The following is a 24,197-nucleotide window of genomic DNA, read 5'->3' on the forward strand; positions in this document are numbered from 1 at the left end:
TCAACGGCCCCCCTTGGCGCTGACCTGTTCCAGCGCGCCTGCGCCGGTCGCCGGTTTCTTGCGATAGGCGTCGATCGCCTTGGCGGTAAGCACCGGATCGCTGATCGGATCGTGATCGACGCCGCGCACCAGATCGCCCGGACGAGCGACCATGGCGGCCAGATTGGTGTTCACCGCACAGCCGAAGTTCGACGAGGTATTGGCGTCGAATTCGTGCGAGGCGTCGCGGCTCCAGTCGGGGCAGCCGGGAACGCGGGCGTGCATGCGGCTGACCACGACGCGGACCGTGCCCGGCGTCACCGGGGCGGCGGTGACGGGGTGATCGTCCGACAGGAGCAGGCCATAACTGGCGACCACGGCGGCAACCTCGTCGCGCGCCGCGACCGGGATCGGGCCGCCGGCATCGACGCCGACGCGATCGCCGAAGCCCAGATGCATGGTGTTCATCCAGTCCGACAGGCGGCGCGCCTCGCTGGGGGCGAGCCGCCCGCCCGCGGTGGCGACGTCGAGCGCATAGTCCTGACGGGAGACGACGGGCTGATGCACCGAGGTGATCCCCGGATTCTGCGTGCCCATGCAGCCGCCGAGCAACAAGGCCGGCGCAGCGAGCGTCGCACGCAGCGTGGCAGGAAGGATCGAACGCTTGGTCATCGCAGCCATGTCCTTGGAGCAAGCCATCAGTTGGAAAAGCCGGGGACGGGCGCCGCTCCGGCCCGGCGCACGGTCGCGCGCGGATCGGCGCTGGTGCGCGGCGAGGCGGGAACGGGCGCGCGGCCGACCGGCACCGCGGCGGTGGCTCCGATCGTCGGCGAGACCGCCATCGGCGAACCCGGCACCATCACCGGTCCCGGTCGCGGGCCACCCGGCGTGCCGGATATTTGCCCGAGCAGCAGGCGTTCGGCGTCGGTCGGCGCGCGATAGCCATCGGTCGGCATCGCGATCTGCGACAGGCTGTTCACCGGCTTCACCAGATAGGGGGTGATGATGATGACCAGTTCCGTCTCGTTGCGCTGAAAGCCGTTCGAGCGGAACAGCGAGCCGATGATCGGCAGGTCGCCGAGGAACGGCGTTTTCTGGATCGTGTTGTTGTGGCCGTTCTGCAGCAGGCCGCCGATCATCATGCTCTGGCCCGATCCCAGTTCCAGCGTCGTTTCGACGCGGCGGGTGGTGAGGCCGGGCACGCGCGTGCCGTTGAGCTGGACGGCATTGGCGTAATCGAGCTGCGACACTTCCGGGCGGACGCGCAGGGAGATGCGCCCGTCCGACAGCACCGTCGGCGTATAGGCCAGGCTGACGCCATATTGCTTGTATTCGACCGAGGTCGTGCCGAAGCCGCCCGCGATCGGCACCGGCACTTCGCCGCCGGCGAGGAAGGTGGCGGTCTCACCCGACAAAGCGGTGAGATTGGGGTTGGCGAGCGTCGTCACCTGACCCGTCGTCTCGCCCAGGTCGAGCGCGCCGATCACGTCGACGCCGAACAGCTTGCTGGCGAGGCCCAAAGTCGCGCTGTTCGCGGCCTGGGTGATGATGCTGCCGTTGGTGGCGGGGGTGGTGAACCCCGTGCTCAACGGGCCGGGTCCAAAATTGGTGCTGGCGCCGCGGCCCTGCGCAAGGCCGAATTTGAAGCCGCTGGTGGCGTCGTTGGTCTGCCAGTTGACGCCGACGTTCTTGATGAAGTTGCGGCTGACCTCCGCCACGCGAACCTGCAAATTGATCTGCAGCGGCGTCGCGGTGCGCAGGCGCGATAGGACCTTGGTCGTATCGCCGACATAGGCCTGAACCAGGCGCTCGGCTTCCGCCGCATCGCCGGGGCCGGCAACCGTGCCGGTGAGCAGGACCAGGCCATTCATCGGCGTCGCGGTCAGCTGCGCATCGGGCATCGCCAGACGCAGCATCGTGCTGATCGAATCGAGGTTTTGGCCGACGCGGACCGTGGTCGCATAGACGACCGCGCCGCCCTTTGCGGTAGCGGAGATCGTCGTCTCGCCGGTCTTCTTGCCGTAGATATAAAGCTGGGTCGGCGAGCGGACCTGCACATCGGCGATGGTTTCGTCGGCGACGAACACGTCGCTCATCGCGCGCGGCAGCGTCACCAGCCGGCCGCGGCCGGTGTTGACCTGCACGATCGACGATCCCGCCACGCTGGCGCCGCCGGCGGGCAGGCGCGCATCGGCGCTGCCGCCGAGGCTGCCGGCCGCGAGCACGAGGCCCAGCGCCAGTCCGAGCGATGCCGTGCGCGGCGGCGCGGTGCGCCGGCGTGCGTCGGCAGATACGGTGGTGCGCATCTTAATTCTTCCCCCCGACCGGAACGACGGTCACGTTGTTGCCGCGCGCGACGCGCACGACGGGTCCCATGGCGACGGCGGTGCTTCCCGCTGCCGCACCCGGCGTATTCGCACCCGGCAGGGGCACGCCCTGGACCGAGGCGGGGCCATTGCCCTTGCCGGTCGGCACCGTGCTGCGCTGGTAGCGCGACACGTCGGCGCCGGTGGCGAAGCTGGAGCTGCCGCTTTGCGGCTGGGCGGCGACGCGCAGCATCATCGCCTTTTCGCCCTTGGCATCGCCCGGCACCTTCACCGCGCCATTGGCGATCGCCTCTTCGAGTTCGCTGGGATTGTCGGCGAGTGCGCGCAGCGACAGCGACAGTTCGCCGATCGTGCGGGCGACGGCGACCTGTTCCGCCATCTTGGGCGTCGCCTCCAGCGTCACGGTGGAATAGGTGCTGACCTTGGTCTTGCCGTCCTCGCCGACGACATTGTCGGTGCGCTGGTCGGTGGCGAGCACGCGGACGTTGCGCATGATCGTTTCGGACACCTTCAGCGGCGGACCGTCGCCACCGCCGGCAACCGTCTGCGTCAGGACCAAGTCGATCCGGTCGCCCGGAAAGACGAAGCCCGCGACCGCGGCCTGATTCGACACGGCGACGGTGACCGCGCGCATGCCCGGGCCGAGCGCCGCGGCCAGGAAGCCGCGATCCCCCGGCGACACGAGCGCGCCCTTGGTGAGCGGCTGGCCGGCGGTGATCGCGTTGCGCACCACCGTGCCCTGCAGCTTGGTGATGTCCGTCGTCGGTTTCAGATAATACGCGCCGTCGACCAGTTCCTTGGGCCAGGGCTGAAACTTCAGCGCGGTCGCGTCCAGGATGGTGCCGACGGGCAGCGCGCGCGTCGCGACCAGTACTTCGGGGCCGGTGACGGGCGGCGGTGGCGGCGGCGTGCCCATCGCAGCCGCCTGCGGTGCCGCGGACCCGGCGATGAGCGTGCGAGCGAAGAATGCCGTAATGCCGGCCACGAACAGCGCGCCCACCAGCAAAACGATCTTGCGACTATCCATGTCTCATCGGGCCTTTCAGGTCGCCGGTGGTTGATCCGACGGTAATCATTGCAGCGGAGTGGTTAAGATCGGGTTTGCGCCACTTGGGCGGCAGCCGGCACAGGACCGTCGATCGGCAGGATCGCCGGCAGCACCAGCAGCGCGGCGGCCGCGATGGCGACGCCATAGGGCACCTCGATCGTGCCGAAGGCGCGGCGGCGGCGCTGGTCGATCATCATCAGCACGGTGATCGCGCCGCCCAGCACCGCCATCACCATCAGCATGTCGACGAGGCTGCCGAGCGGCAGCCACAGCGAGATCGCGGCGATCATCTTGACGTCGCCGCCGCCCATCCAGCCGGCGGCAAAGGCGCCGACGAACACCCCGAAGACGATGGCGGCGACGAGCAGTTGCACGCCGACGTCGGTCCAACCCAATCCCAGGGCCCACCACCACAGTGGCGCGAGCAGCGCGATCGCCGCATTCTTGGCATTGGCGATCTCGCGGGTGCGCGCATCCTCGATCCCCGCCGCCAGCAGCAGTGCGGCCAGAACCACGGCGAGTCCGACGATCGCGAAAGCGTTCCATCCCATCACGCGATCACTGGTAGACGGCATGGCTTGCCAAACCGTAACCATGATGGCGATGACCCTGATTTGCATGACTCCATCGCCATGACCGCCGCCAGCACGACCGTATCCAGCGATTCCGACGCGCTGCGCCGCGACTGGCCTGCGGGGTCGCGCCTGTCCGAATGGGTGGCGCCCGACGGCTGGCGCCATCGCCGGTTCGACTGGACGCATCCCGCCCCGCGCGGGCGCATCCTGGTGCAGGGCGGGCGCGCCGATATCATCGAGAAATTCGTCGAGACGATGGGGTGGTTGCACGATCGCGGCTGGTCGGTGACCGCGTTCGACTGGCGCGGGCAGGGCGGGTCGGGCCGGCTGTGCGCCGATCCCCACGTCGGCCACGCGGCGAGCTTTACGCCCTGGGTCGAGGACCTCGGCCATTTCTGGCGCGCGTGGCGGGCGGAGGCGGACACGCCGGTGGCGCTGCTCGGCCATTCGATGGGCGGGCATCTGGTGCTGCGGGCGCTGATCGAGGGGCGGGTCGATCCCGATGCTGCGGTGCTGGTCGCGCCGATGATCGGCATCCGCTCGCCGATCGGCAACCGGCTGGGCGCGCTGCTGGCGCGCGCGCTGGCGCGGCTCGATCCGACGCGGGCGGCGTGGAAGGTCCGCGGCGATGCGGCCTCCGCCGGGCATCGCGAGCGGCTGCTGACGCATTCGCACGAACGCTATGCGGACGAAGCCTATTGGTATGCGCGCGATCCGGCGCTGCGGCTGGGACCGCCGAGCTGGGGATGGGTGGCCGAGGCGTTCGCGTCGGGCGCGCGGTTGCAGGCCGATCCACGGCTCGCCACGCTAACGACGCCGATCCTGATGCTGGTCGCCGACGAAGACGGTCTGGTCGATCCCGCCGCCGCGGTGCGGCTCGCCGGGCGGTTGCCCGATGTCGAGCTGGTGCGGTTCGGGCCCGAATCGGCGCATGAGATCCTGCGCGAGGCGGATGGGGTGCGGCTGCGGGCCTATCGGCTGATCGATGCCTTTCTCGCCAAGCGGCTGGCGGCATGATCCATGACATCGCCATCGTCGGCGCAGGAATCGCCGGCGCGAGCCTTGCCGCGGCGATCGGGCGCGATGCCCGCGTGCTGCTGCTCGAGGCGGAGGATCAGCCTGGATACCATGCGACGGGTCGGTCGGCGGCGTTCTGGTCGGAAACCTATGGCGGGCCGGGCATCCAGCCGCTGACCAGCGCGTCGGAGGCGGGCTTGCGCGCGCATGACGTGCTGACGCCGCTGGGGTCGCTGCATATCGGGCGCGCCGAGGATGCGGGCGCGATCGACGCGCTGCTCGCCGCCTTCGCCGACACGCCGGTCGCGCTGGCGCGGGTCGATCCACGCGATTTCGTACCGGGGCTGCGTGCCGACTGGACGCTGGGCGTGATCGAACCGAGCTGCGCCTATATCGACGTCGCCGCTTTGCACCTCGCGTACCTCGGCATCGTCCGGCGGATGGGCGGCGCAATCGTGACGCGGGCAGGCCTGATCGCGGCCCAGCGCGCCGACGGCGTATGGACGATCGAGACGGAGGCCGGCCCCTATCGGGCCCGCGTATTGGTGAATGCCGCGGGGGCGTGGGCGGATGCGGTGGCGGCGCGGGCGGGCGCTCGGCCCCTCGGCATCGCCCCCTATCGGCGGACGATGGTGCAACTGCGCACCGACCCTGCCTCACCGCCGGCGATGCCGCACGTCAAGGATATCGGCGGGCGCTTCTACTTCAAGCCGGAGGCGGGCGGGCGGCTGTGGCTGACCCCGCATGACGAGACGCCGGTCGAACCAGGCGATGCCGCTGCCGACGAAATGGACGTTGCCATCGCGATCGAACGGTTCGAGGGCGTCGTCGACTGGCGCGTCGATGCGGTCGAGCGGCGCTGGGCGGGGCTGCGCAGCTTCGCGCCGGACCGTTTGCCGGTGTACGGCTTCGACCGCGACGTGCCCGGCTTGTTCTGGTGCGCCGGCCAGGGTGGCTTCGGCATCCAGACCGCGCCCGCCGCGGCCGCGCTGGCGGCGAGCCTGTTGCTGGGGCGCAGCCTGCCCGACTGGCTGGCGGGCGTCGACCCGGAGCGGTACGCGCCGACGCGCTTCTAGCGCGCCCGTTTCTTTGCTATGGCGCTGCGCATCGTATCAGCGGGAGTGTCGTCGTGGCGCACAGGTTCGTGATCGAGAAGAACAAGGCGGGCGAGTTCGTCGCCAAGTTCAAGTTCAACAACGAATTGATCTGGTGGACCGAGGGCTATGAGAGCCGTGCCTCGGCGCGCAACGCGATCGCTTCGATCCTGAAGAATGGGCCGACCGCCGAGGTGCAGGAGGACTGACGGTCAGCCTCTTGCCGCCGCCCCGGCTCTGCGGCCGGGGTAGCGGGCGGGATGGCGTCAGCTCGCCGGGCGGCTTGCCGCCAGCGCCGCATCGCTGGCGAGCTTGTCGACGCGTTCGTTGTCGGGGTGGCCGGCGTGGCCCTTCACCCAGACCCACTCGATCTCATGCTTCTGCGTTTCGGCGAATAGCGCCTGCCACAGTTCGGCATTCTTCACCGGCTTCTTGTCGGCGGTGCGCCAGCCGTTCTTGCGCCAGCCGTGGATCCAGCGGGTCAGCCCGTCCATCACATATTTGCTGTCGGTCGACAGGCGGATGCGGCACGGGCGTGTGAGGACGCGGAGCGCCTCGATCGCGGCGGTCAGCTCCATGCGATTGTTGGTGGTGAGCGTCTCGCCGCCCGACAATTCCTTTTCGTGGGTGCCGAAGCGCAGCAGCGCGCCCCAGCCGCCGGGGCCCGGATTGCCCTTGCACGCGCCGTCGGTGGCGATTTCGACGAGTTGCGGTTCGGTCATGCGAAAGCCTCCGGATGCGCGTCATACCAGTCGAGGCGGCGCAGATAGGCGAGTGGGTCCTTGCGCGTCACCAGCGCATCGGCCGGGGTGTTGAGCCAATCCCACGCGCGGGTCAGCAGGAACCGGATGCACGCGCCCTTGGCCAGCACGGGCAGCGCCGCGCGCTCCTCGGCGGACAAGCCGAACGCCGCGTCATAACCGGCAAGTACCGCGGAGCCGACGCCATCGAGCGGCGCGCCGATGGAATCGAAGGCCCAGGAGGTGTGCATCACCGCGACGTCATAGGCGCGGATGTCGTTGCAGGCGAAGTAGAAATCGATGAGTCCCGTCACCTGGTCGCCCAGCATCAGCACATTGTCGGGAAACAGATCGGCATGGATGACGCTGGTGGCGAGATCGCGCGGCCAAGCGGCCTCGACCGCGGCCAGCGCGGCGTCGATACGGCCGTAGAGGCCGGGTGCGATGCCATCGAGGTCGTGACCGCAGCGGTCGAGCAGCGGGCGCCAGTCGGCCACCCCCAGCGTGTTGGGCCGCTGCCCGGCGAAGTCGGCGACCGCGCCGTGCATCCGGCCGAGCGCGGCGCCCGCGGTAACCGCCTGTTGCGGCGTGGGGCGCGAGAGCGAGATGCCGGTCAGGAAGCGGATCAGGCAGGCGGGACGCCCTTCCAGCGTCTGGATCGCGACGCCTTCGCGATCGGCGAGCGCCGGCGGCACCGGCAATCCGCGCGCGGCGAGGTGATCGAGCAGGGCGAGGAAGAAGGGCAGGTCGCCTGCATCCACGCGCTTTTCATACAGCGTCAGGATGAAGCGCGAGGTGGTGGTGTCGACGAGGTAATTGCTGTTCTCCACCCCCTCGGCGATGCCCTTGGCCGAGACGAGATCACCGACATCGTCGTAGCGGCGCAGGAAGGCGTCGAGGGATTCGGCGGACACCTGCGTGTAGACGGCCATGACGGTCTCTCTTTCTCCCTTCCCTCTCAGGGAGGGGCTGGGGGTGGGTGGCGTGCTCGTGGTGCGGCGGCGTCGGGCGTTTGGTGGCCGTATCGCCCGGACGCCACCCACCCCCTACCCCTCCCTGTGAGGGAGGGGAGAAGCGCTTATGCCGCTTCCAGCCCGCGCGGCAGCTTGAAGGCGATCGTCTCGCGCGTCGTCTCTTCCTCGCGCTCGGTGACGTCGTAGCGGGTGGCGAGCAGGTCGACGAGTTCGCGCACCAGCTGTTCGGGCGCCGACGCGCCGGCGGTAATGCCAAGCGTGCCGACGCCGTCGAGGAAAGACCAGTCGAGATCGGCGGCGCGCTGGATCAGGCGCGCGGGGATGCCCTCGCGCTCTGCCACCTCGACGAGGCGGACGGAGTTGGACGAATTGGGCGCGCCGATCACCAGCATCGCATCGCACTGGCCGGCGATGGCCTTGACCGCGGCCTGCCGGTTCGAGGTCGCATAGCAGATGTCCTCGCCGCGCGGCGCCTGCATCAGCGGGAAGCGGCGCTGCAGCGTCGCGACGACCGCGGCGGTATCGTCGACCGACAGCGTTGTCTGCGTCAGGAAGGCGAGATTGGCGGGATCGGGTGGGGTGAAGGCCTCGGCGTCTTCGACCGTCTCGATCAGCGACATCGCGCCTGTCGGCACCTGGCCGAACGTGCCGATGACCTCCGGATGGCCGGCATGGCCGATGAAGACGATATGGCGGCCGGCATCGACCAGCCGTTCGGCCTGGCGATGCACCTTGGACACCAGAGGGCAGGTCGCGTCGAGATAGGACAGCCCGCGATCCTCGGCGGCGGCGGGCACGGACTTGGGCACGCCGTGGGCGGAGAAGACGACGGGCACACCGTCGGGCACCTGGTCCAGTTCCTCGACGAAGATCGCGCCTTTCGCCTTCAGCGTATCGACAACGAACTTGTTGTGGACGATCTCGTGCCGGACATAGACGGGCGCGCCGTGCTTTTCGATCGCGAGTTCGACGATGCGGATCGCGCGGTCGACCCCGGCGCAAAAGCCGCGCGGCGCGGCGATCAGCAGGTCGAGCGGAAGCCGGGCGGTGCCGGCGGCGGCGTCTGCGGGGATGGAGGCCATGTCCTGCCGCTTACGCGATTGCTTGCGCGCGCGAAAGGCGGTTCCTATGGTGCGCGCCGCAACGCCGGCCCCGTGCCGGCGCTGGTCCTGCTCGTTCGACAAAGGTACGCGTCCTCGTGAAAACCCCGGCAATCGGCCTTTGCGCCCTCGCGTTGATCCTGTCCGGTTGCGCGGGCAAGGGCGAGATCGTGGAAGGCGGCATCACCGCCGTGCGTTCTGCCTGCCCGACGGTGGGCGTCGCGGCGGGCACCGGCGACATCACGCTGTTCGACCCGGCGACCAGCCGCGACGAGAATGCGATCGACGTGGTCGCGAACATGACGCACGTCCGCGGCACCTGCGCCGACGTGGGCGACGACATCACGACGTCGATCACCTTCGACGTGCTCGCCCGCCGTGCCCGCGCGGATGCGGCGCGCGACGTGACGCTGCCCTATTATATCGCGATCGTGCGCGGCGGCACGGCGGTGACCGCGAAGCGCAAGGGCACGGTGACGGTGCATTTCGATGCCGGCCAGACCCGCGCGCAGGCGAGCGGTACTGCATCGACCACGATCGGCCGTGCCGCGGCGACGCTGCCGGAGTCGGTGCGCGAGGAATTGACCAAGAAGCGCAAGGCCGGCGACGAGGATGCCGCGGTCGATCCGCTGACCAAGCCCGAGGTGCGCAGCGCCGTGCTGCGCGCGACGTTCGAAGCGCTCGTCGGCTTCCAGCTCACCGACGACCAGCTGAAGTATAACGCGCAGCGGTAAGGGCGGGCGGTCACCGCCTTCCCGTCGTCACCCCGGACGCGTTCCGGGGTCCACTCCGCGGCGAGGGGGGTGTTTCGAGGCTCTTGCCGTTCCCCCGCGGCCCGGTGGCCCCCGGAACACGTCCGGGGTGACGGGGGATATGGGGCGGTCGTCTCGTTTACCCATCTTGGCCCGATCGGCCGCTTTCTCAATTGACTAAACCGGCCTCGCTCGCCAGAGCGGCGCTTGTCGATGGCGGTGCGAACCGTCATGGGCATGCGCGGGAGAGAGCCCCTCATGAAAGGGGCCGCCGAAGGAGCAACCACCCCGGAATCTCTCAGGCAAACGGACCGCGCAGGCCTTATCGATACTCTGGAAAGCGCCCCTTCTAGGGGCCACCGAAGGGGTAAGCCGGCGGTGCCGGCGAAAGCTCTCAGGTTCCCGTGACAGAGGGGGTTCGACGGATCGTGACGGCGGGTACGCCCCCGCGGGAACGGTCGCGTGGCCTTGATCTGGAGACGGTTGATGAGCGAGACGCTGACGGAAACCCTGCCCGACCCGCTCGATGGGATCGACGAGGGCGACGAGCCCGCCATCCTGCACCTGCCGCTCGACGCCTGGCACCGCGCCCGCGGCGGCCGCATGGTGCCGTTTGCCGGCTATGAAATGCCCGTCCAGTATGAAGGCATCATGGCCGAGCATCTGTGGGTGCGCGACTCGGCCGGGCTGTTCGACGTCAGCCACATGGGGCAGGTGACGCTGACCGGGGACGGCCTGGATGCGGCGGCGATCGCCAAGGCGCTGGAAGCGGTGCTGCCGGGCGACATCGCCGGTCTGGCGCCGACCAAGATCCGCTATTCGCTGCTGCTGAACGACGAAGGCGGCATCCTCGACGATCTGATGGTGACGACGCTGCCGGCAGACGGCGCGCATCCGTTCGGCGAGGCGAGCTATTATGTCGTCGTCAACGGTGCGACCAAATATGACGATCTCGCCTATCTGCTCGACGTGCTGCCCGACGATGTGACGCTGAACCTGATGGACGAGCAGGCGCTGCTCGCGGTGCAGGGGCCGAAGGCGGTCGAAGCGGTCGCGCGGCTGGTGCCGGGTGTCGAGAGCCTCGTGTTCATGACGGCGGGTGCGTTCGAATGGAACGGCCATGCGCTGTGGATCAGCCGCTCGGGCTATACCGGGGAAGATGGCGTCGAGATTTCGATCCCGGCCGAGGCAGCCGCAGCCTTCGCCGATGCGCTGTGCGAGCAGCCCGAGGTGAAGCCGATCGGCCTGGGCGCGCGCGATTCGCTGCGGCTCGAGGCTGGGTTGCCGCTGTATGGCCACGACCTCGATCCCGAAACGACGCCGGTCATGGCGGACCTGGGCTTCGCCCTGTCGAAGCGCCGTCGCGAGGCGGCCGACTTCGCCGGTGCCGGCCGCATCCTCGCCGAGCGCGAGAGCGGCGCGGCGGTGAAGCGCGTCGGCCTGTCGGTCGCCGGGCGCCAGCCGGTGCGCGAGGGCGCGAGCGTCGTCGACGCGGACGGCGCGGTGATCGGCCGCGTCACCAGCGGCGGCTTTGCCCCCAGCGTCGGCGCGCCGATCGCGATGGCCTATATCCCCGCCGATCTGGCGAGCGCCGGCACCGCCGTCCGCCTCGTCCAGCGCGGCAAGATCCATGAGGGCATCGTCACTCCGATGCCGTTCGTTCCCCACCGCTACGTCCGCAAGGCGTAGGCTTTCTGGAGCCAGTCAAGATGAGCCGTTACTTCACCGAAGATCACGAATGGGTCGACGTCGATGGTGACATCGGCACGGTCGGCATTTCGGAATATGCGCAGAGCCAGCTGGGCGACATCGTGTTCGTCGACGTTCCCGAAGACGGCAAGGCGCTGTCGAAGGGCGACGAGGCGGCGGTGGTCGAATCGGTGAAGGCGGCGTCGGACGTCTATTCGCCGGTGTCGGGCAACGTGCTGGAGGGCAACAGCCAGCTCGCCGACGATCCCAGCCTCGTCAACTCGGACGCCGAGGGCGAGGGCTGGTTCTTCAAGATCACGCTGAGCGATCCGTCCGAGCTGGAAACGCTCATGGACGAGACCGCCTACGAAGCGTTCGTCGCGAAGCTGTAAGACCTGCTCCCCTCCCTGGAAGGGAGGGGCTGGGGGTGGGTGGAGTGCTTGCGATACGGCCGTCGCGCCGGGCAAGCCTTGCCGTACCACCAGGACGCTACCCACCCCCGACCCCTCCCTTCCAGGGAGGGGAGGAGCTTATGATGCGCTATCTGCCGCTTACCCAAACCGACCGTGAGGCGATGCTGTCCGTCATCGGCGCCGCCAGCATCGACGACCTGTTCGTCGACGTGCCCGAGGCTGCCCGGCTCGACGGCCCCGTCCATGGCCTGCCCAATCACGCCACCGAACTCGCGGTCGAGCGGCATATGGCCAAGCTCGCGCGGGCGAACACGGTTGCGGGCGAAGTGCCCTTCTTCCTCGGTGCGGGCGCGTATCGGCATCATGTGCCCGCGACGGTCGATCATCTGATCCAGCGCGGTGAGTTCCTGACCGCCTATACGCCGTACCAGCCCGAGATCGCGCAGGGCACGCTGCAGATGCTGTTCGAGTTCCAGACGCAGGTCGCGCGCCTGCTCGGCACCGACGTGGCGAACGCGTCGATGTACGACGGTTCGACCGCCTGCTGGGAAGCGATCGGCATGGCGCGGCGCATCACCAAGCGCGGCAAGGCAATCCTGTCGGCAGGCCTGCACCCGCATTACGTCAGCGTCGCCAAGACGATGGCGAAATATACCGGCGATACGCTGGACACGACGACGCCCTGGCTGACCGGCGAGATGGACATCGACCGGCTGATCGAGAAGATCGACGGCGATACGTCGTGCGTCGTCGTCCAGTACCCGGACATCCTCGGCCGCATCGCCGACCTGACGCCGCTGGCCGACGCCTGCCACAAGAACAAGGCACTGCTGATCGCGGTCGTCACCGAGCCGGTGGCGATGGGTGCGATCCGTAGCCCAGGCGAAATGGACGCCGATATCGTCGTCGGCGAAGGCCAGTCGCTGGGCGTCGGCCTGCAGTTCGGTGGCCCGTACGTTGGGCTGATGGGCTGCAAGGAGAAGTATATCCGCCAGATGCCGGGTCGCTTCTGCGGCGAGACGGTGGACGCCGACGGCAAGCGCGGCTTCGTGCTGACGCTGTCGACGCGCGAACAGCATATCCGTCGCGAAAAAGCGACGTCGAACATCTGCACCAATTCGGGCTTGTGCGCGCTCGCCTTCTCGATCCACATGACGCTGCTCGGTGAGGAAGGCCTGCGCCGGCTCGCCGCAATCAACCACGCCGGTGCGTGCCGCGCGGCGGATCGGCTGAGCAAGGTGCCGGGCGTCGAGCTGGTGACGCAGAGCTTCTTCAACGAATTCACGCTGAAGCTGCCCAAGGAAGCGCGTCCCGTCGTCCGCACGCTGGCGGATCGTGACATTCTGGCGGGCGTGTCGCTTGGCCGGCTGTATCCGGGCGAGGATGCCCTCGCCAACGGGCTGATCGTCGCGGTCACCGAAACGACGACCGCGGAGGACGTCGAAACCCTTGCCGCCGCACTCGAGGAGGTTTTGGCATGAGCATCAACCAGAGCGGCTGGCGCCCCGAGATGACCGCGCGTGACGGTGCGGCGGGCCAGACCTTCACCGGCAATCGCGCTCTGATGCTGGAAGAGCCGTTGATCTTCGAGATCGGCTCGACCGAGACGACCGGCGTCGACTTTCCGGACGGCGACGTCGCGGGATCGCGGTTGGGCGACCTGACGCGCAAGCAGCCGATCGGCCTGCCGGGCCTCGCCGAGCCGGAGACGATCCGTCATTATACGCGGCTCAGCCGGCAGAATTACGCGATCGACCTGGGGCTGTTCCCGCTCGGCTCGTGCACGATGAAGCACAATCCGCGCCTCAACGAACGCGTCGCGCGGATGCCGGGCTTTGCCGACGTCCATCCCTTGCAGCCGGTCGATACCGTGCAGGGCGCGCTGGGCGTCATCAACGAGTTGGCGGTATGGCTGATCAAGCTGACCGGCATGTACGGCGTCGCGATGAGCCCCAAGGCGGGCGCGCATGGCGAGCTGTGCGGTATCCTGTGCATCAAGGCGGCGCTGGAGAAGCGTGGCGAGGGCCATCGCAAGGTCGTGCTGGTGCCGGAATCGGCGCACGGCACCAATCCGGCGACCGCCGCCTTCGCGGGCTTCACCGTCGAGGATATCCCCGCCACGCCCGACGGCCGTATCGACACCGCGGCATTGGAAGCGCGGCTGGGGCCGGACGTGGCGGCGGTGATGATCACCAACCCCAACACCTGCGGTCTGTTCGAACGCGATCTGAAGCGCATTTCGGACGCGGTGCATGCGGCGGGCGGCTACGTCTATTGCGACGGCGCGAACTTCAACGCGATCGTCGGGCGGGTGCGTCCGGGCGATCTGGGCGTCGATGCGATGCACATCAACCTGCACAAGACCTTCTCGACACCGCACGGCGGCGGCGGGCCGGGGTCTGGGCCGGTGGTGCTGTCCGAGGCGCTGGCGCCGTTCGGGCCGCTGCCGTTCACCGCACGGATGGCGGACGGTCACATCCAGCTGATCGAGGAAGAGACGGCGGGCGACGACCATCCCGACACGTTCGGCCGGATGACCGCGTTCCACGGCCAGATGGGCATGTTCACCCGGGCGCTGACCTATATCCTCAGCCATGGCGCCGACGGCCTGCGCCAGGTCGCCGAGGATGCGGTGCTCAACGCCAATTACGTGCTGCGCAGCCTGGAAGGCACGCTCGACGCGCCGTTCGCGAAGGCGGGGCCGTGCATGCACGAGGCGATCTTCAGCGACGCCAACCTAGCCGAGGGCTTCTCGACGCTCGACGTCGCCAAGGGGCTGATCGACGAGGGGTTCCACCCGATGACGGTCTACTTCCCGCTCGTCGTCCATGGCGCGATGCTGGTGGAGCCGACCGAGACCGAATCGAAGGCGGCGCTCGACCAGTTTATCGGCGCGCTGCGCAGCGTGGCGGAGCGGGCAAAGGCGGGCGATGTCAGCCTGAAGACCGCGCCGCACTTCGCCCCCCGGGCCCGGCTCGACGAAACGCTGGCGGCGCGCAAGCCGGTGCTGGTGTGGAAGGAGCAGCCGCTGGCCGCGGCGGCGGAGTAACGGCGTCTCCCCTTCCGTCGGGTCCCTGCCCTCGCTACCCTTCGCCCGAACAGGGCAGGGGTAGCGTATGCAAGTACATCAGGCGGGCGGCTGGATCAGCTATGCGATCCCGTTCGTCGTCATCGCGATCGTCGTGGCGATCCGGTGGAAGCGAATGAGCCGCGTGACGCCGCTGAAGCTGGAGCGGCTGTGGATGCTGCCCGCTGCCTATGCCGCACTCGTCGTCTTCGCCTTTGCGATGCACCCGCCCAAGGGGCTGGCGTGGCTTTTCTGCCTGCTGGCGCTGGGGCTTGGCGCGGCGCTGGGCTGGCAGCGGGGGAAGATGATGCGGATCGTGTTCGATCCCGAAACGCATCGGCTGAACCAGACGTCGTCGCCCGCCGCGCTGCTGTTCATCGTCGTCCTCATCGTCGTGCGCAGCGGGGCGCGGGGGGCGATGAGCTATAGCGGCGGCGCGTTCGATCCAATGGCGGCGACCGACGTGCTGATGGCGCTGGCGCTCGGCCTGTTCGCGGCGCAGCGGCTGGAGATGTACCTGCGCGGCAAGCGCATGCTGGAGGCGGCGCGCTAACCCGCGCGCCGTTGTGCCGTGGGCGTGCGGCCGATGCGCTTGCGCTTTTCGGCGTAGAGCATCGCGTCGGCGCGGCGGGCGAAGTCGCGCAGCGAGTGGCAGTCGGTATCGAACATCGCATGGCCGATCGACCCCGCGCTCGTCATCGTGATGCCGTCGGCGGTGACGGGGACGCGCAGCGCGGCTTCCAGGCCGCGGCACAGCCGTTCCGGATCGGCGATCAGCGCGGGTGCGGTGACGATCAGGGCAAATTCGTCGCCGCCGATCCGCGCCGCGAAACAGTCGCGCAACCACGGCTGGGTCAGCGCCGCGCCGGTCAGGCGCAGCACGTCGTCGCCCGCATCATGGCCCAGCGCATCGTTGATCGCCTTGAACCCGTCGAGATCGATCAGCATCAGCATCAGCGGACTGCCGTCGGTGCGGGCACGGGTCATCGCCGCATCGAGCTCACGGTCGAAGGCGGCACGGTTGGCGATGCCGGTCAGCGCGTCGGTGTCGGCCGAGCGGCGCAGCTGTGTTTCGAGGCGATGGCGTTCGGTGATGTCCTGGAACACGCCGACCAGCGCCTGGACGCTGCCGTCCTCGCCGCGCTCCGCCTCGCCCGCTGCGCGGACCTGCAACAGCCGCCCGTCAGCGGTGTGCAGCGCGGATTCGAAGTCGAAGGGTTCGCCGGTCCGCACCGTGCGGCTGATTGTTTCCGAAATCTGGTCGCGCATATACGGCGGGTAAAATTCTAGCGCCTTGCTGAGCGGCGGCTGGTCGCCGGACGGCACGCCGTGGATGCGAAAGACGTTTTCGGACCATTCGAGCTGCGAATCGCCGAGCGACAGGCGCCACGATCCGATCCGCGCGATGCGTTCGGCCTGGCGGAAGATCTTGTCCTGCCGCGCAAGGTCGCGGACCAGCTGTTCGCCCGTCGTCGCGATGCGGATCGCCTCCAGCGCATTCCGCCGTGCGGCGATCAGCACCTCGGCCAGCGTCCCGAGGTGGCGCAGCGCCGCTTCGCCCGCCGCGTTGAGCGAGCGTGGCGCGACATCGAGCACGCACAACGTTCCGATCGGCTGCGTCACGCCCTGGCCATCGACGACATGGATCGGCACGCCGGCGTAGAAGCGGTTGCCCGCGTCCGTCACGACCGGGCTGGTGCGATAGTGCGCATCCAGCGTCATGTCGGTAATGACCATCAGCTCATTCTGTCGCACGGTGCGGTCGCACATCGCGACGTTGCGCCCAAGTTCGTTCGGACCCGGCGCGTTCATCGCCTTGACCCAGATTCGCTCGCGATCGACGAGGCTGATCAGCGCGGTGGGACAGCCGAGCAGCTCTGCGGCCAGTGCGACCACCGCATCGAATTCGCGTTCGGGCTCGCTGTCGAGCAGGTTGAGCGCGTGCAGCGCCGCCAGGCGACCGGCTTCGTCATAGGCCGCCTGTGGGGGAAGGACAGCATCGTTCATGACATTTCCCATGCCATCCAAGGTCTTAAAATGTCCTTCCCCCACGGGGCGGTCCGAGCCACAACCGCGACGGAATGAGCGAGACCGATTCCTCCGAAATCATGCCCCTGACGATGCAATGGGCGGCGCATCTGGCGCGCGACCGGCGTCGGTCGGCCCATACCGTACGCGCCTATCGCGCCAGTGCGGAGCGGCTGGTCGCGTTTCTGCAGGCGCATTGGGGCGAGCGGCCGACGGCGGCGACGCTGGCACGGGTAAGCGCGGCGGACCTGCGCGCCTTTATGGCGGCGCGCCGCGGTAAGGGGCTTGGCAATGCCTCTGCCGCGCGCGAGCTGTCGGCGGTGCGCGGGTTCCTGGCGTTCGTGGCGCCCGATGCAGCGATGCCCCGGCTGCGCGGCCCCCGCGTCAAACCCGGCGTGCCGCGGCCGATCGCGCCGGACGAGGTGATGGCGCTGGCCGGCGAGGTGGCGGACGAGGCGGCGGAACCCTGGGTGGGCGCGCGCGACTGGGCGGTGCTGCTGCTGCTGTATGGCGCAGGGCTGCGCATCGGTGAAGCAATCGCGCTGCCGGCGCGCGTCCTGCCGCTGGGCGAGACGCTAACGGTGACCGGCAAGCGCGACAAGACGCGGATCGTGCCGCTGCTGCCGCAGGTGCGCGTCGCGGTGGAGGCCTATGCGGCGCAGATGCCCTGGGCGCCCGCGCCGGACGAGCCGCTGTTCCGCGGCGTGAAGGGCGGGCCGCTGTCGCCGGGGATGATCCGGCGATCGGTGCGCGCGGCGCGGGCCCGGCTGGGGCTTGGCGAGCGGACGACGCCGCATGCGCTGCGCCACAGCTTCGCGACGCATCTGCTGGGCCGCGGCGCCGACCTGCGCGCGTTGCAGGAGCTGTTGGGGCATGCGAGCCTCAGTTCGACGCAAATCTACACCGCCGTCGATGCGGCGCATCTGCTGGACGTCTATCGGAATGCGCATCCGCGGGCGTGATGGCCGGCGAAGAGGGGTAACAGGAACACCTTGGGCGAAACGATCGGGCTGATCGTTTCCGTAGTTGCACCCATTGAAAGAGCTGTTCCGTCGCGATGACGCGGGAATGTCGGATGACTGGCGTTAGCGGATTGGGTGAATGTAGGACAGCGGTCATGGAATTTCTGAGCGCCTGCAGGTCCTTACCGGCTCGCCGATCCTATCGTGCGCGGGGTTTCCAGGTGACGACGCGATAGAGGTAGGCCAGGACGATCGCGACGCTGAGCGCGACGGCGGCGGGGCCGACATAGCGGTCGATCGCCTCGAAATTCGACCCGAGATAGACACCGGCGGCGGCGAGCATGCTGTTCCAGATCAGGCTGCCGGCAAAGGTCCAGACGAGGAAGCGCCACAGCGGCATGCAGGTCATGCCCGCAGGGAGCGACACGAGCGTGCGGAAGGTGGGCATGAAGCGGAACACGAACACCACGCCGCCGCCGCGCTTGCAGAAGAAGCGGTGCAGCTTTTCGACATCCTCCCACTCCATCGTCAGCCAGCGGCCGTGGCGTTCGATGAAGGGGCGGAAGCGCTGGTAGCCGATGTGGCGGCCGATGAAATACCAGAAGTAATTGCCCGCGGTGGTGCCGGCGGTGCCCCACAGCACGAGCGGCACGATCGCCATGTCGCCGCGCGCCACCGCCATGCCGCCGAGGCCCATGATCACCTCCGACGGGATGGGCGGGACGATATTCTCCAGCGCCATCAGCAGGAAGATGCCGATATAGCCGCCCTGGGCGATGGCGTTGAGGATGAACTCGGTCATGGCCCAGGGTAACGGCGCGGGGGTCAGCCGCGTTCCGCTGCGGCGCCATCCGATGCGCGCTGCGCGACGCGGCGCTCGATAGCATCCCAGATCAGGCCGGCGACGTCGGTGCCGTCGAAGGTCTGGATCGCGACGATGCCGGTCGGGCTGGTGACGTTGATTTCGGTTAGCCATTCGCCGCCGATCACGTCGATGCCGACGAACAGTAGCCCGCGGCGCTTCAATTCCGGCCCAAGCACGGCGCAGATCTCGCGCTCGCGGTCCGTCAGTTCGGTCTTCACCGCCGAGCCCCCGACCGCGAGGTTCGATCGAATTTCGCCTTCGCCGGGCAGGCGGTTGATCGCGCCGGCGACCTCGCCATCGATCAGGACGATCCGCTTGTCGCCCTTCGCCACCGCGGGCAGGAACGCCTGGATCATATGCGGTTCGCGCCAGGTCTGGTTGAACACCTCGATCAGCGCGGACAGGTTCGCACCGTCGCTGCCGACGCGGAAGATCGCCTTGCCGCCGTTGCCGTGCAACGGCTTGACGACGATCTCGCCATGCTGCGCGAGGAAGGCGCGTGCTTCGTCGAGGCTGCGGGTGATGAGCGTCGGCGGCATGAACTGCGCATAGTCGAGCACGAACACCTTTTCGGGCGCGTTGCGGACGCTGTGCGGATCGTTCACCACTAGCGTCCGATCGGCGATGCGTTCGAGCAAATGCGTCGCGGTGATATAGCCGAGATCAAAGGGCGGGTCCTGCCGCATCAGCACGACGTCGGCCTGCCCGCCGAGATCGAGGCTGACGGGGGCATCGAAGCGGAAATGGTCGCCCGCGCCCGGTGCCGCCGGGCGCTGCACCGTCACCGGATGCGCCTTCGCCCAGACGCGGCCGTCGGCATAATTCAGGTCCTCGGCGAGGTAATGGAACAGCCGGTGCCCGCGCGCCTGGCCTGCCAGCATCAGCGCGAAGCTCGAATCGCCGGCGATATTGATCTGATCGAGCGGGTCCATCTGGACGGCGACGGTGAGGGTCATGGGCACACTCGCGAGTGGGTTGGTTCGGGGTGGGACTTAGGGGCCGGGCGGTGGAATGTCACCCGGAGCGCGCGCGGAAGTGGACGAAGTGGACGGTACGTCGTTGTCGGGAGGCGGGGGACGGAACGTCTTTTTTGTGAGGAAGGCCAAGGGGTTTGCGCGCAGAGGCGCGGAGGGCGCGGAGGTGGTTCGTGCGACGCAGCGTTCCGCTTTATAGCCGACGGGGGTGAGGGATCGCACCGATACGGCGGACGCGACCCCTCTGCGGTCTCCGCGCCTCTGCGCGAGCATCGTCCTGCCTTTCGACCTGTGGTCCCGCTGCCGCAAATCGTCACCCCAGCGCAGGCTAGCGTCTCTCGCGGCGCTTGCTGCGCGCGATAACTGGAAGATCCCAGCCAGCGCTGGGATGACGATTGGGGCGGTGGGGATGGATTGGGGCCCGTGCGCGGGACGCGGTGAGGGGCGGGGCGACGGGACGGGCATGGGTGGAGGCTATCGGCGCCGGGGCGCGTAGGACAGCAGGGCCGGTTTTTCGTCGCCCGATCCGTCACTTGCGGTGCCGGCGATCCAACATGTTCAGCCGATCCAGGCATTCTCGATGTGCCGCGGCCGCGTGCCGGGGGCGAGCAGGATGACATCGACGCGGATGTCGTCGCCCGGCCCCGCATAGCGCGGCATCAACACCTCCGCCGCCGCGGCGACGCGGGCGAGGCGACGTTCGTCGATCGCGAAATCGAGCTCGGCGGCGGTGGCGCGGGTCTTCACCTCGACGAAGGCGATCAACGCACCGCGGCGGGCGATGATGTCCACCTCACCGGCCGGCGTACGCACGCGGCGATCAAGGATGCGCCAGCCCTTCAGCCGCAACCACCATGCCGCAAGGCGCTCACCACGCCGACCCGCTGCTTCGGCTTCGCGTCGCTGCCCGATACTTTTGGTGGGTGTTCGTTGCATCGGTCAGTCGAATTGTCGGGCATGTAGATAAAGGGAGAGCTCCCGCGCGTGCCGACCCCAATGGAAGAACATAAGCCTGAAATACCAATTCGCATCGCTGGCTCCGAGATGCGCCTCTCTCCATATCACCTCGCGCAGATCCCTTGTTATGTCGGCAATGTCATCAATGGCATCTGCCATCATTTTCTCATCATCGAGCGGGGCGAGCGGATCGGCTACAGGATACAAGCCAAGGTCAGGGAATCGCACGGCAACCTCTTGGTAGAGGGCAGGGACATCGATCTTAGGAGGATCCCGATCCTCATCGGAGCAATCGGCGAAAGGAATATCGTGAGAACGAGCGAGTAGCCTATCGAGTGATTGGCTAAGCGCCTTGATAGAAGGCGTTTCATTGTCCCACACGGCCAACAAAAACTCTTGGGCGATCTCGGCAGCGGATGGCGTCATGTAAATTGAATCTCATCTTCAACGCCATGCCGCAAGTTGATAACGCCGCGGGGTGTAATTCACGCCTTCACGAAGGCGATCAGCGCACCGCGGCGGGCGATGATGTCCACCTCACCGGCCGGCGTACGCACGCGGCGATCGAGGATGCGCCAGCCCTTCAGCCGCAGCCACCTGCCTGCGATCCGTTCAGCCCGTCGGCCAGCGGCTTCGGCGGACTGGCGCGCCTGGGTGGTGCGGCGACGGGGCGGGCGGAGCATGGGGGGAGGGTGGCGCAGTACGCCGACGGTCGCAAGGTTTTGGATGGTTCGTGTCGCCCAATCCACGCCGTTCGCGAAGGCATTTCGCGATCTTGGAACCGGACGTTGAAAATGCTTTTTGGGTGCATGAATAGGGCATCAAGGATCATTCTCGCTGCGCTCGTGATTGGGGGCACGTTCACGGTAGGCTATGAAACTGGCGAGTGGCGCACGCTGGAGCGCGAGAGACGTTTACCCGATTGGAACGGGTCGATCGCACAGGCACGGGATGCCGCCAAGCGGTGGGCGACGAAGGTGCATGAGACGCCGTCGGCGGCTATGTCGAACCGATACGCCCGTTACATCTCTTTCCCCAACAAAACCTGCATTCAGTTGCGGCTTAAGGACGGCGTCGGAGGGGTGCCAATTTACTGCTATCGAGCAGACACCCTGCATCTTGTGGAGGAATACAGCGACGTAGAGTAGGGTCTCGCGTCCGCTTATCGATCGATTGCTCCAAAAGCCGCCGTTCCGCCTTCCTCCCAATTTACAGGCATTCGCGCTTCGTGGGACAGTGCAATGCGTTGGCGTCGGCCGGCCACGGGGAGGATACGTGGGTCATGTCTTGGATCGCACGGGTAGACTGGAGGTGGGTGCGACGGCTGGCACCGTTGCCCGTGGTGATCGCTGCCGCGCCCTTTTTTCGGCATTCGGATCGGATGCATTGGGTGGCGTGGGGCTTGGGTGTGGCGGGTGGTGCCTTGCTGTTGATCGCTGCAGAGATCGGTGAACGACGCGCTGGTCAGTGACGCATGCGATCGGCTGGCGCGCCTTCGGCCGTTCTGAAGTCTAACCTTCCCCCTTCATCGCCAGCGCGCGGGCGTACAGTTCCTTGCGGTCCAGGCCGAAGGCCTTGGCGACTTCGCCGGCGGCTTTTGCGACCGGTAGGCGGGTGAGGGCGTCGGCCAGAGCGGCGTCGGCGTCTTCGATCGCGGCGGGCGGGGCTTCGCCGGGTGGGGCGATGACGATGGCGATCTCGCCCTTGGGGGCTGCGTCGGCGTAGCGGGTGGCGAGGGTCGATAGCGTGCCGGTTACCGCTTCCTCGAAGCGTTTGGTGATCTCGCGCGTCACCGCGGCCTCGCGGTCGCCGAGGCCGTCTGCCAAGGCGGTGAGGCAGGCGGAGAGGCGCGGGCCGGATTCGTAGAGGACGAGCGTCGCGCGGATCGGGGCGATTTCGGCGATGGCGTCGGCGCGGGCCTTGGCCTTGCTCGGCAGAAAGCCGGCGAACAGGAAACGATCGGTCGGCAGGCCCGCCAGCGTCAGCGCGGCGATCGCGGCGCAAGGGCCGGGGATCGTCACCACCGTATGGCCGGCGGCGCGGGCGTCGCGGACGAGCTTGTAGCCGGGATCCGAGATCAATGGCGTGCCGGCGTCGGAGACGAGTGCGATCGCTTCGGTGCCCATGCGCGCGATCAGGCCGGGGCGGACTCCTTCGGCATTATGGTCGTGATAGGGAACCATCGGGCGCTTTGCACCGATATGGCGGAGCAGGCCGGCGGTGACTCGGCTGTCCTCGACCGCTACGACGTCGGCGCGCGACAGGATGTCGGCGGCGCGGGGCGATAGGTCAGCAAGATTGCCGATCGGGGTCGCAACGATATAAAGACCGGGCTGTAGGGGATTTTCGACGATGGTCACGGGGAACGTCATGACAGAGGCGAGCGCGGTTGGACAGCCTGCGAAGGGCGGCGGCGTCAAGCGCTGGCTGGCGATCCTGGGGGCGGGGCTGCTCGCGGCCTGTTCCACCGTGGTGCCGCGCGGACCGGTGGAGGCGCCGACGCGGCCGGGCCGCCCGCAGGCGCAGCGGCCCGATGCGCCGGTCGAGGCCGGGCTGCCGCGCGACACGCAGCGCAACCGCGTGGCGCTACTGGTGCCGCTGTCGGGCGCCAATTCGGGCGTCGGCCGATCGATCGCCAATGCGACGATGCTGGCGGTGCTCGACACCGGCACCGACAAGGTGCGCATCACCAATTACGATACCGCGACCGGCGCGGGTGCCGCGGCACAGCGTGCGATCGCTGAGGGCGCGCAGCTGATCCTGGGGCCGCTGCTGGCCGACGACGTGCGCGCCGTCGCGCCGATCGCCAAGGCGGCGGGCGTGCCCGTGCTGAGCTTTTCCAACGACGTGTCGGTGGCGGGCAATGGCGTGTATCTGATGGGCTATGTGCCCGGCCAGTCGATCGACCGCGTCGTGCAATATGCGCGCAGCCGCGGGGTTTCGACCTTTGCCGGCCTGATCCCCAACGGCCTGTACGGCGAGCGCGCATCGACCGCGTTCCTGCGATCGGTGGAGGGCGCGGGCGGATCGGTGGTGTCGCTGCAAACCTATGGCCGCACCGCGGGCGGCGTGACGGGCGCGGTGACGCGGCTGAATGCGAAGGCGCCGTATGACGCGGTGCTGGTCGCCGATGCGGGTACGACCGCGGCAGTCGCGGCGCCGCTGATCAAGCGCGGCAGCGGCGCGTCGACGCGCATCCTGGGCACCGAATTGTGGAATTCGGAGAACGGGTTGGCAGCCAAGCCGACGCTCAGCGGGGCGTGGTTCGCGAGCGTGTCCAACACGCTGTACCGGCAATATGCGGCCAAGTATCGCGCGCGCTACAACGCCGGACCGTACCGGCTGTCGAGCCTGGGCTATGACGCGGTGCTGCTGACGGTGCGGATCGCGCGCGACTGGCCGGTGGGGCGCGCGTTCCCCGAGGGCAAGCTGCGCGATGGCGACGGCTTTGCGGGCATCGACGGCGCGTTCCGCTTCGGCCGCGATGGCGTGGCGGAGCGGGCGCTGGAGGTGCAGGAGATCCAGGCGGGCGGGCTGGTGACGGTGTCGCCGGCGCCTTCGGGGTTTGGGAAGTAAGGGGTTTTCGCGCGAAGACGCGAAGACGCTAAGAGTTTGGTTCACGCGGAGACGCGGAGA

General features: G+C 68.3%; 25 protein-coding genes, 1 pseudogene and 1 riboswitch. Of the genes and pseudogenes, 12 read left to right on the top strand and 14 right to left on the bottom strand.

Annotated features, from left to right (window positions below; all coding sequences use genetic code 11):
• From GGR47_RS07930 to GGR47_RS07945, 4 genes are all read right to left on the bottom strand, one after another.
• On the bottom strand, positions 1-660 hold the full coding sequence (locus GGR47_RS07930; protein WP_063686443.1) for a CpaD family pilus assembly protein: 660 nt from the start codon (positions 658-660) through the stop codon (positions 1-3).
• Between the two features lie 17 nt (positions 661-677).
• Positions 678-2,285 (bottom strand): type II and III secretion system protein family protein, encoded by a 1,608-nt coding sequence (locus GGR47_RS07935; RefSeq protein ID WP_183949491.1) that lies wholly within the window; start codon positions 2,283-2,285, stop codon positions 678-680.
• A 1-nt stretch (position 2,286) separates the two neighbouring features.
• A complete protein-coding gene (gene cpaB, locus GGR47_RS07940; protein WP_147037424.1) occupies positions 2,287-3,333 on the bottom strand; it encodes a Flp pilus assembly protein CpaB in 1,047 nt (348 codons plus the stop codon).
• A gap of 62 nt (positions 3,334-3,395) precedes the next feature.
• Positions 3,396-3,905, bottom strand: coding sequence for an A24 family peptidase (locus GGR47_RS07945; RefSeq protein ID WP_017980049.1), 510 nt, complete (start codon positions 3,903-3,905; stop codon positions 3,396-3,398).
• An 81-nt stretch (positions 3,906-3,986) separates the two neighbouring features.
• On the opposite strand from GGR47_RS07945, the gene GGR47_RS07950 reads away from it, so the two are divergent.
• Genes GGR47_RS07950 through GGR47_RS07960 form a run of 3 tightly spaced genes read left to right on the top strand, consistent with a single transcriptional unit; the run spans position 3,987 to position 6,249 of the window.
• Positions 3,987-4,946 (top strand): alpha/beta fold hydrolase, encoded by a 960-nt coding sequence (locus tag GGR47_RS07950; RefSeq protein WP_183949492.1) that lies wholly within the window; start codon positions 3,987-3,989, stop codon positions 4,944-4,946.
• Positions 4,943-6,022, top strand: coding sequence for an NAD(P)/FAD-dependent oxidoreductase (locus GGR47_RS07955; RefSeq protein WP_147036749.1), 1,080 nt, complete (start codon positions 4,943-4,945; stop codon positions 6,020-6,022). The genes GGR47_RS07950 and GGR47_RS07955 overlap by 4 nt, the downstream gene beginning before the upstream one ends.
• Positions 6,023-6,075: 53 nt before the next feature.
• The gene (locus tag GGR47_RS07960; RefSeq protein WP_017980046.1) at positions 6,076-6,249 is read left to right on the top strand and encodes a YegP family protein; all 174 of its coding nucleotides are present in this window, start codon (positions 6,076-6,078) and stop codon (positions 6,247-6,249) included.
• Between the two features lie 57 nt (positions 6,250-6,306).
• Here GGR47_RS07960 and rnhA read toward each other — a convergent pair whose 3' ends face one another.
• The 3 genes from rnhA to ispH all read right to left on the bottom strand — a co-directional run bounded on the left by rnhA (position 6,307) and on the right by ispH (position 8,836).
• Complete coding sequence (gene rnhA / locus GGR47_RS07965) at positions 6,307-6,762, bottom strand: ribonuclease HI (protein ID WP_017980045.1); 456 nt, start codon at positions 6,760-6,762, stop codon at positions 6,307-6,309.
• The gene (gene thrB, locus GGR47_RS07970) at positions 6,759-7,712 is read right to left on the bottom strand and encodes a homoserine kinase (protein WP_147036748.1); all 954 of its coding nucleotides are present in this window, start codon (positions 7,710-7,712) and stop codon (positions 6,759-6,761) included. The genes rnhA and thrB overlap by 4 nt, the downstream gene beginning before the upstream one ends.
• A gap of 146 nt (positions 7,713-7,858) precedes the next feature.
• Complete coding sequence (ispH, locus tag GGR47_RS07975; protein ID WP_183949493.1) at positions 7,859-8,836, bottom strand: 4-hydroxy-3-methylbut-2-enyl diphosphate reductase; 978 nt, start codon at positions 8,834-8,836, stop codon at positions 7,859-7,861.
• A 152-nt stretch (positions 8,837-8,988) separates the two neighbouring features.
• Between ispH and GGR47_RS07980 the strand changes: the two genes are divergently transcribed.
• From GGR47_RS07980 to GGR47_RS08005, 6 genes are all read left to right on the top strand, one after another.
• Positions 8,989-9,588 (top strand): hypothetical protein, encoded by a 600-nt coding sequence (locus GGR47_RS07980; RefSeq protein ID WP_147036753.1) that lies wholly within the window; start codon positions 8,989-8,991, stop codon positions 9,586-9,588.
• Positions 9,589-9,838: 250 nt separating this feature from the next.
• A riboswitch (glycine riboswitch) is annotated at positions 9,839-9,930 on the top strand.
• A gap of 162 nt (positions 9,931-10,092) precedes the next feature.
• Complete coding sequence (gene gcvT, locus GGR47_RS07985; RefSeq protein ID WP_147036746.1) at positions 10,093-11,295, top strand: glycine cleavage system aminomethyltransferase GcvT; 1,203 nt, start codon at positions 10,093-10,095, stop codon at positions 11,293-11,295.
• Positions 11,296-11,315: 20 nt separating this feature from the next.
• A complete protein-coding gene (gene gcvH / locus GGR47_RS07990; protein ID WP_017980040.1) occupies positions 11,316-11,687 on the top strand; it encodes a glycine cleavage system protein GcvH in 372 nt (123 codons plus the stop codon).
• Between the two features lie 143 nt (positions 11,688-11,830).
• Positions 11,831-13,189 (top strand): aminomethyl-transferring glycine dehydrogenase subunit GcvPA, encoded by a 1,359-nt coding sequence (gene gcvPA, locus GGR47_RS07995; protein ID WP_147036752.1) that lies wholly within the window; start codon positions 11,831-11,833, stop codon positions 13,187-13,189.
• Positions 13,186-14,757 (top strand): aminomethyl-transferring glycine dehydrogenase subunit GcvPB, encoded by a 1,572-nt coding sequence (gene gcvPB / locus GGR47_RS08000; RefSeq protein WP_147036745.1) that lies wholly within the window; start codon positions 13,186-13,188, stop codon positions 14,755-14,757. The genes gcvPA and gcvPB overlap by 4 nt, the downstream gene beginning before the upstream one ends.
• Positions 14,758-14,824: 67 nt before the next feature.
• The gene (locus GGR47_RS08005; RefSeq protein ID WP_147036744.1) at positions 14,825-15,328 is read left to right on the top strand and encodes a CcdC protein domain-containing protein; all 504 of its coding nucleotides are present in this window, start codon (positions 14,825-14,827) and stop codon (positions 15,326-15,328) included.
• Here the strand turns inward: GGR47_RS08005 and GGR47_RS08010 are convergent.
• Positions 15,325-16,782: a sensor domain-containing diguanylate cyclase gene (locus GGR47_RS08010; protein WP_147036743.1), complete on the bottom strand. Its 1,458-nt coding sequence runs from the start codon at positions 16,780-16,782 to the stop codon at positions 15,325-15,327. The genes GGR47_RS08005 and GGR47_RS08010 overlap by 4 nt on opposite strands.
• Positions 16,783-16,895: 113 nt before the next feature.
• Between GGR47_RS08010 and GGR47_RS08015 the strand changes: the two genes are divergently transcribed.
• Complete coding sequence (locus tag GGR47_RS08015) at positions 16,896-17,765, top strand: tyrosine recombinase XerC (RefSeq protein WP_147036751.1); 870 nt, start codon at positions 16,896-16,898, stop codon at positions 17,763-17,765.
• 199 nt (positions 17,766-17,964) lie between these two features.
• Here the strand turns inward: GGR47_RS08015 and GGR47_RS08020 are convergent, their stop codons facing one another.
• The 5 genes and pseudogenes from GGR47_RS08020 to GGR47_RS08040 form a co-directional block, all read right to left on the bottom strand.
• Complete coding sequence (locus GGR47_RS08020) at positions 17,965-18,567, bottom strand: DedA family protein (protein ID WP_147036742.1); 603 nt, start codon at positions 18,565-18,567, stop codon at positions 17,965-17,967.
• Positions 18,568-18,590: 23 nt separating this feature from the next.
• Positions 18,591-19,586: a glutathione synthase gene (gene gshB, locus GGR47_RS08025; protein ID WP_147036741.1), complete on the bottom strand. Its 996-nt coding sequence runs from the start codon at positions 19,584-19,586 to the stop codon at positions 18,591-18,593.
• 576 nt (positions 19,587-20,162) lie between these two features.
• Positions 20,163-20,540, bottom strand: coding sequence for a YraN family protein (locus tag GGR47_RS08030; RefSeq protein ID WP_167509769.1), 378 nt, complete (start codon positions 20,538-20,540; stop codon positions 20,163-20,165).
• Between the two features lie 3 nt (positions 20,541-20,543).
• Complete coding sequence (locus GGR47_RS08035; protein WP_147036740.1) at positions 20,544-20,987, bottom strand: hypothetical protein; 444 nt, start codon at positions 20,985-20,987, stop codon at positions 20,544-20,546.
• A 65-nt stretch (positions 20,988-21,052) separates the two neighbouring features.
• Positions 21,053-21,244: pseudogene (locus GGR47_RS08040) on the bottom strand (YraN family protein); the annotation flags it as partial.
• 9 nt (positions 21,245-21,253) lie between these two features.
• Here GGR47_RS08040 and GGR47_RS08045 point away from each other — a divergent pair.
• Positions 21,254-21,709 (top strand): hypothetical protein, encoded by a 456-nt coding sequence (locus GGR47_RS08045; protein ID WP_147036738.1) that lies wholly within the window; start codon positions 21,254-21,256, stop codon positions 21,707-21,709.
• 363 nt (positions 21,710-22,072) lie between these two features.
• Here GGR47_RS08045 and rsmI read toward each other — a convergent pair whose 3' ends face one another.
• The gene (rsmI, locus tag GGR47_RS08050) at positions 22,073-22,933 is read right to left on the bottom strand and encodes a 16S rRNA (cytidine(1402)-2'-O)-methyltransferase (protein ID WP_147036737.1); all 861 of its coding nucleotides are present in this window, start codon (positions 22,931-22,933) and stop codon (positions 22,073-22,075) included.
• On the opposite strand from rsmI, the gene GGR47_RS08055 reads away from it, so the two are divergent.
• Positions 22,932-24,137, top strand: coding sequence for a penicillin-binding protein activator (locus GGR47_RS08055; protein ID WP_183949494.1), 1,206 nt, complete (start codon positions 22,932-22,934; stop codon positions 24,135-24,137). The genes rsmI and GGR47_RS08055 overlap by 2 nt on opposite strands.
• Positions 24,138-24,197 lie beyond the last annotated feature (60 nt).

Source organism: Sphingomonas aquatilis (assembly GCF_014196115.1).
In the GTDB taxonomy this organism is placed as follows: Bacteria; Pseudomonadota; Alphaproteobacteria; order Sphingomonadales; family Sphingomonadaceae; genus Sphingomonas; species Sphingomonas aquatilis.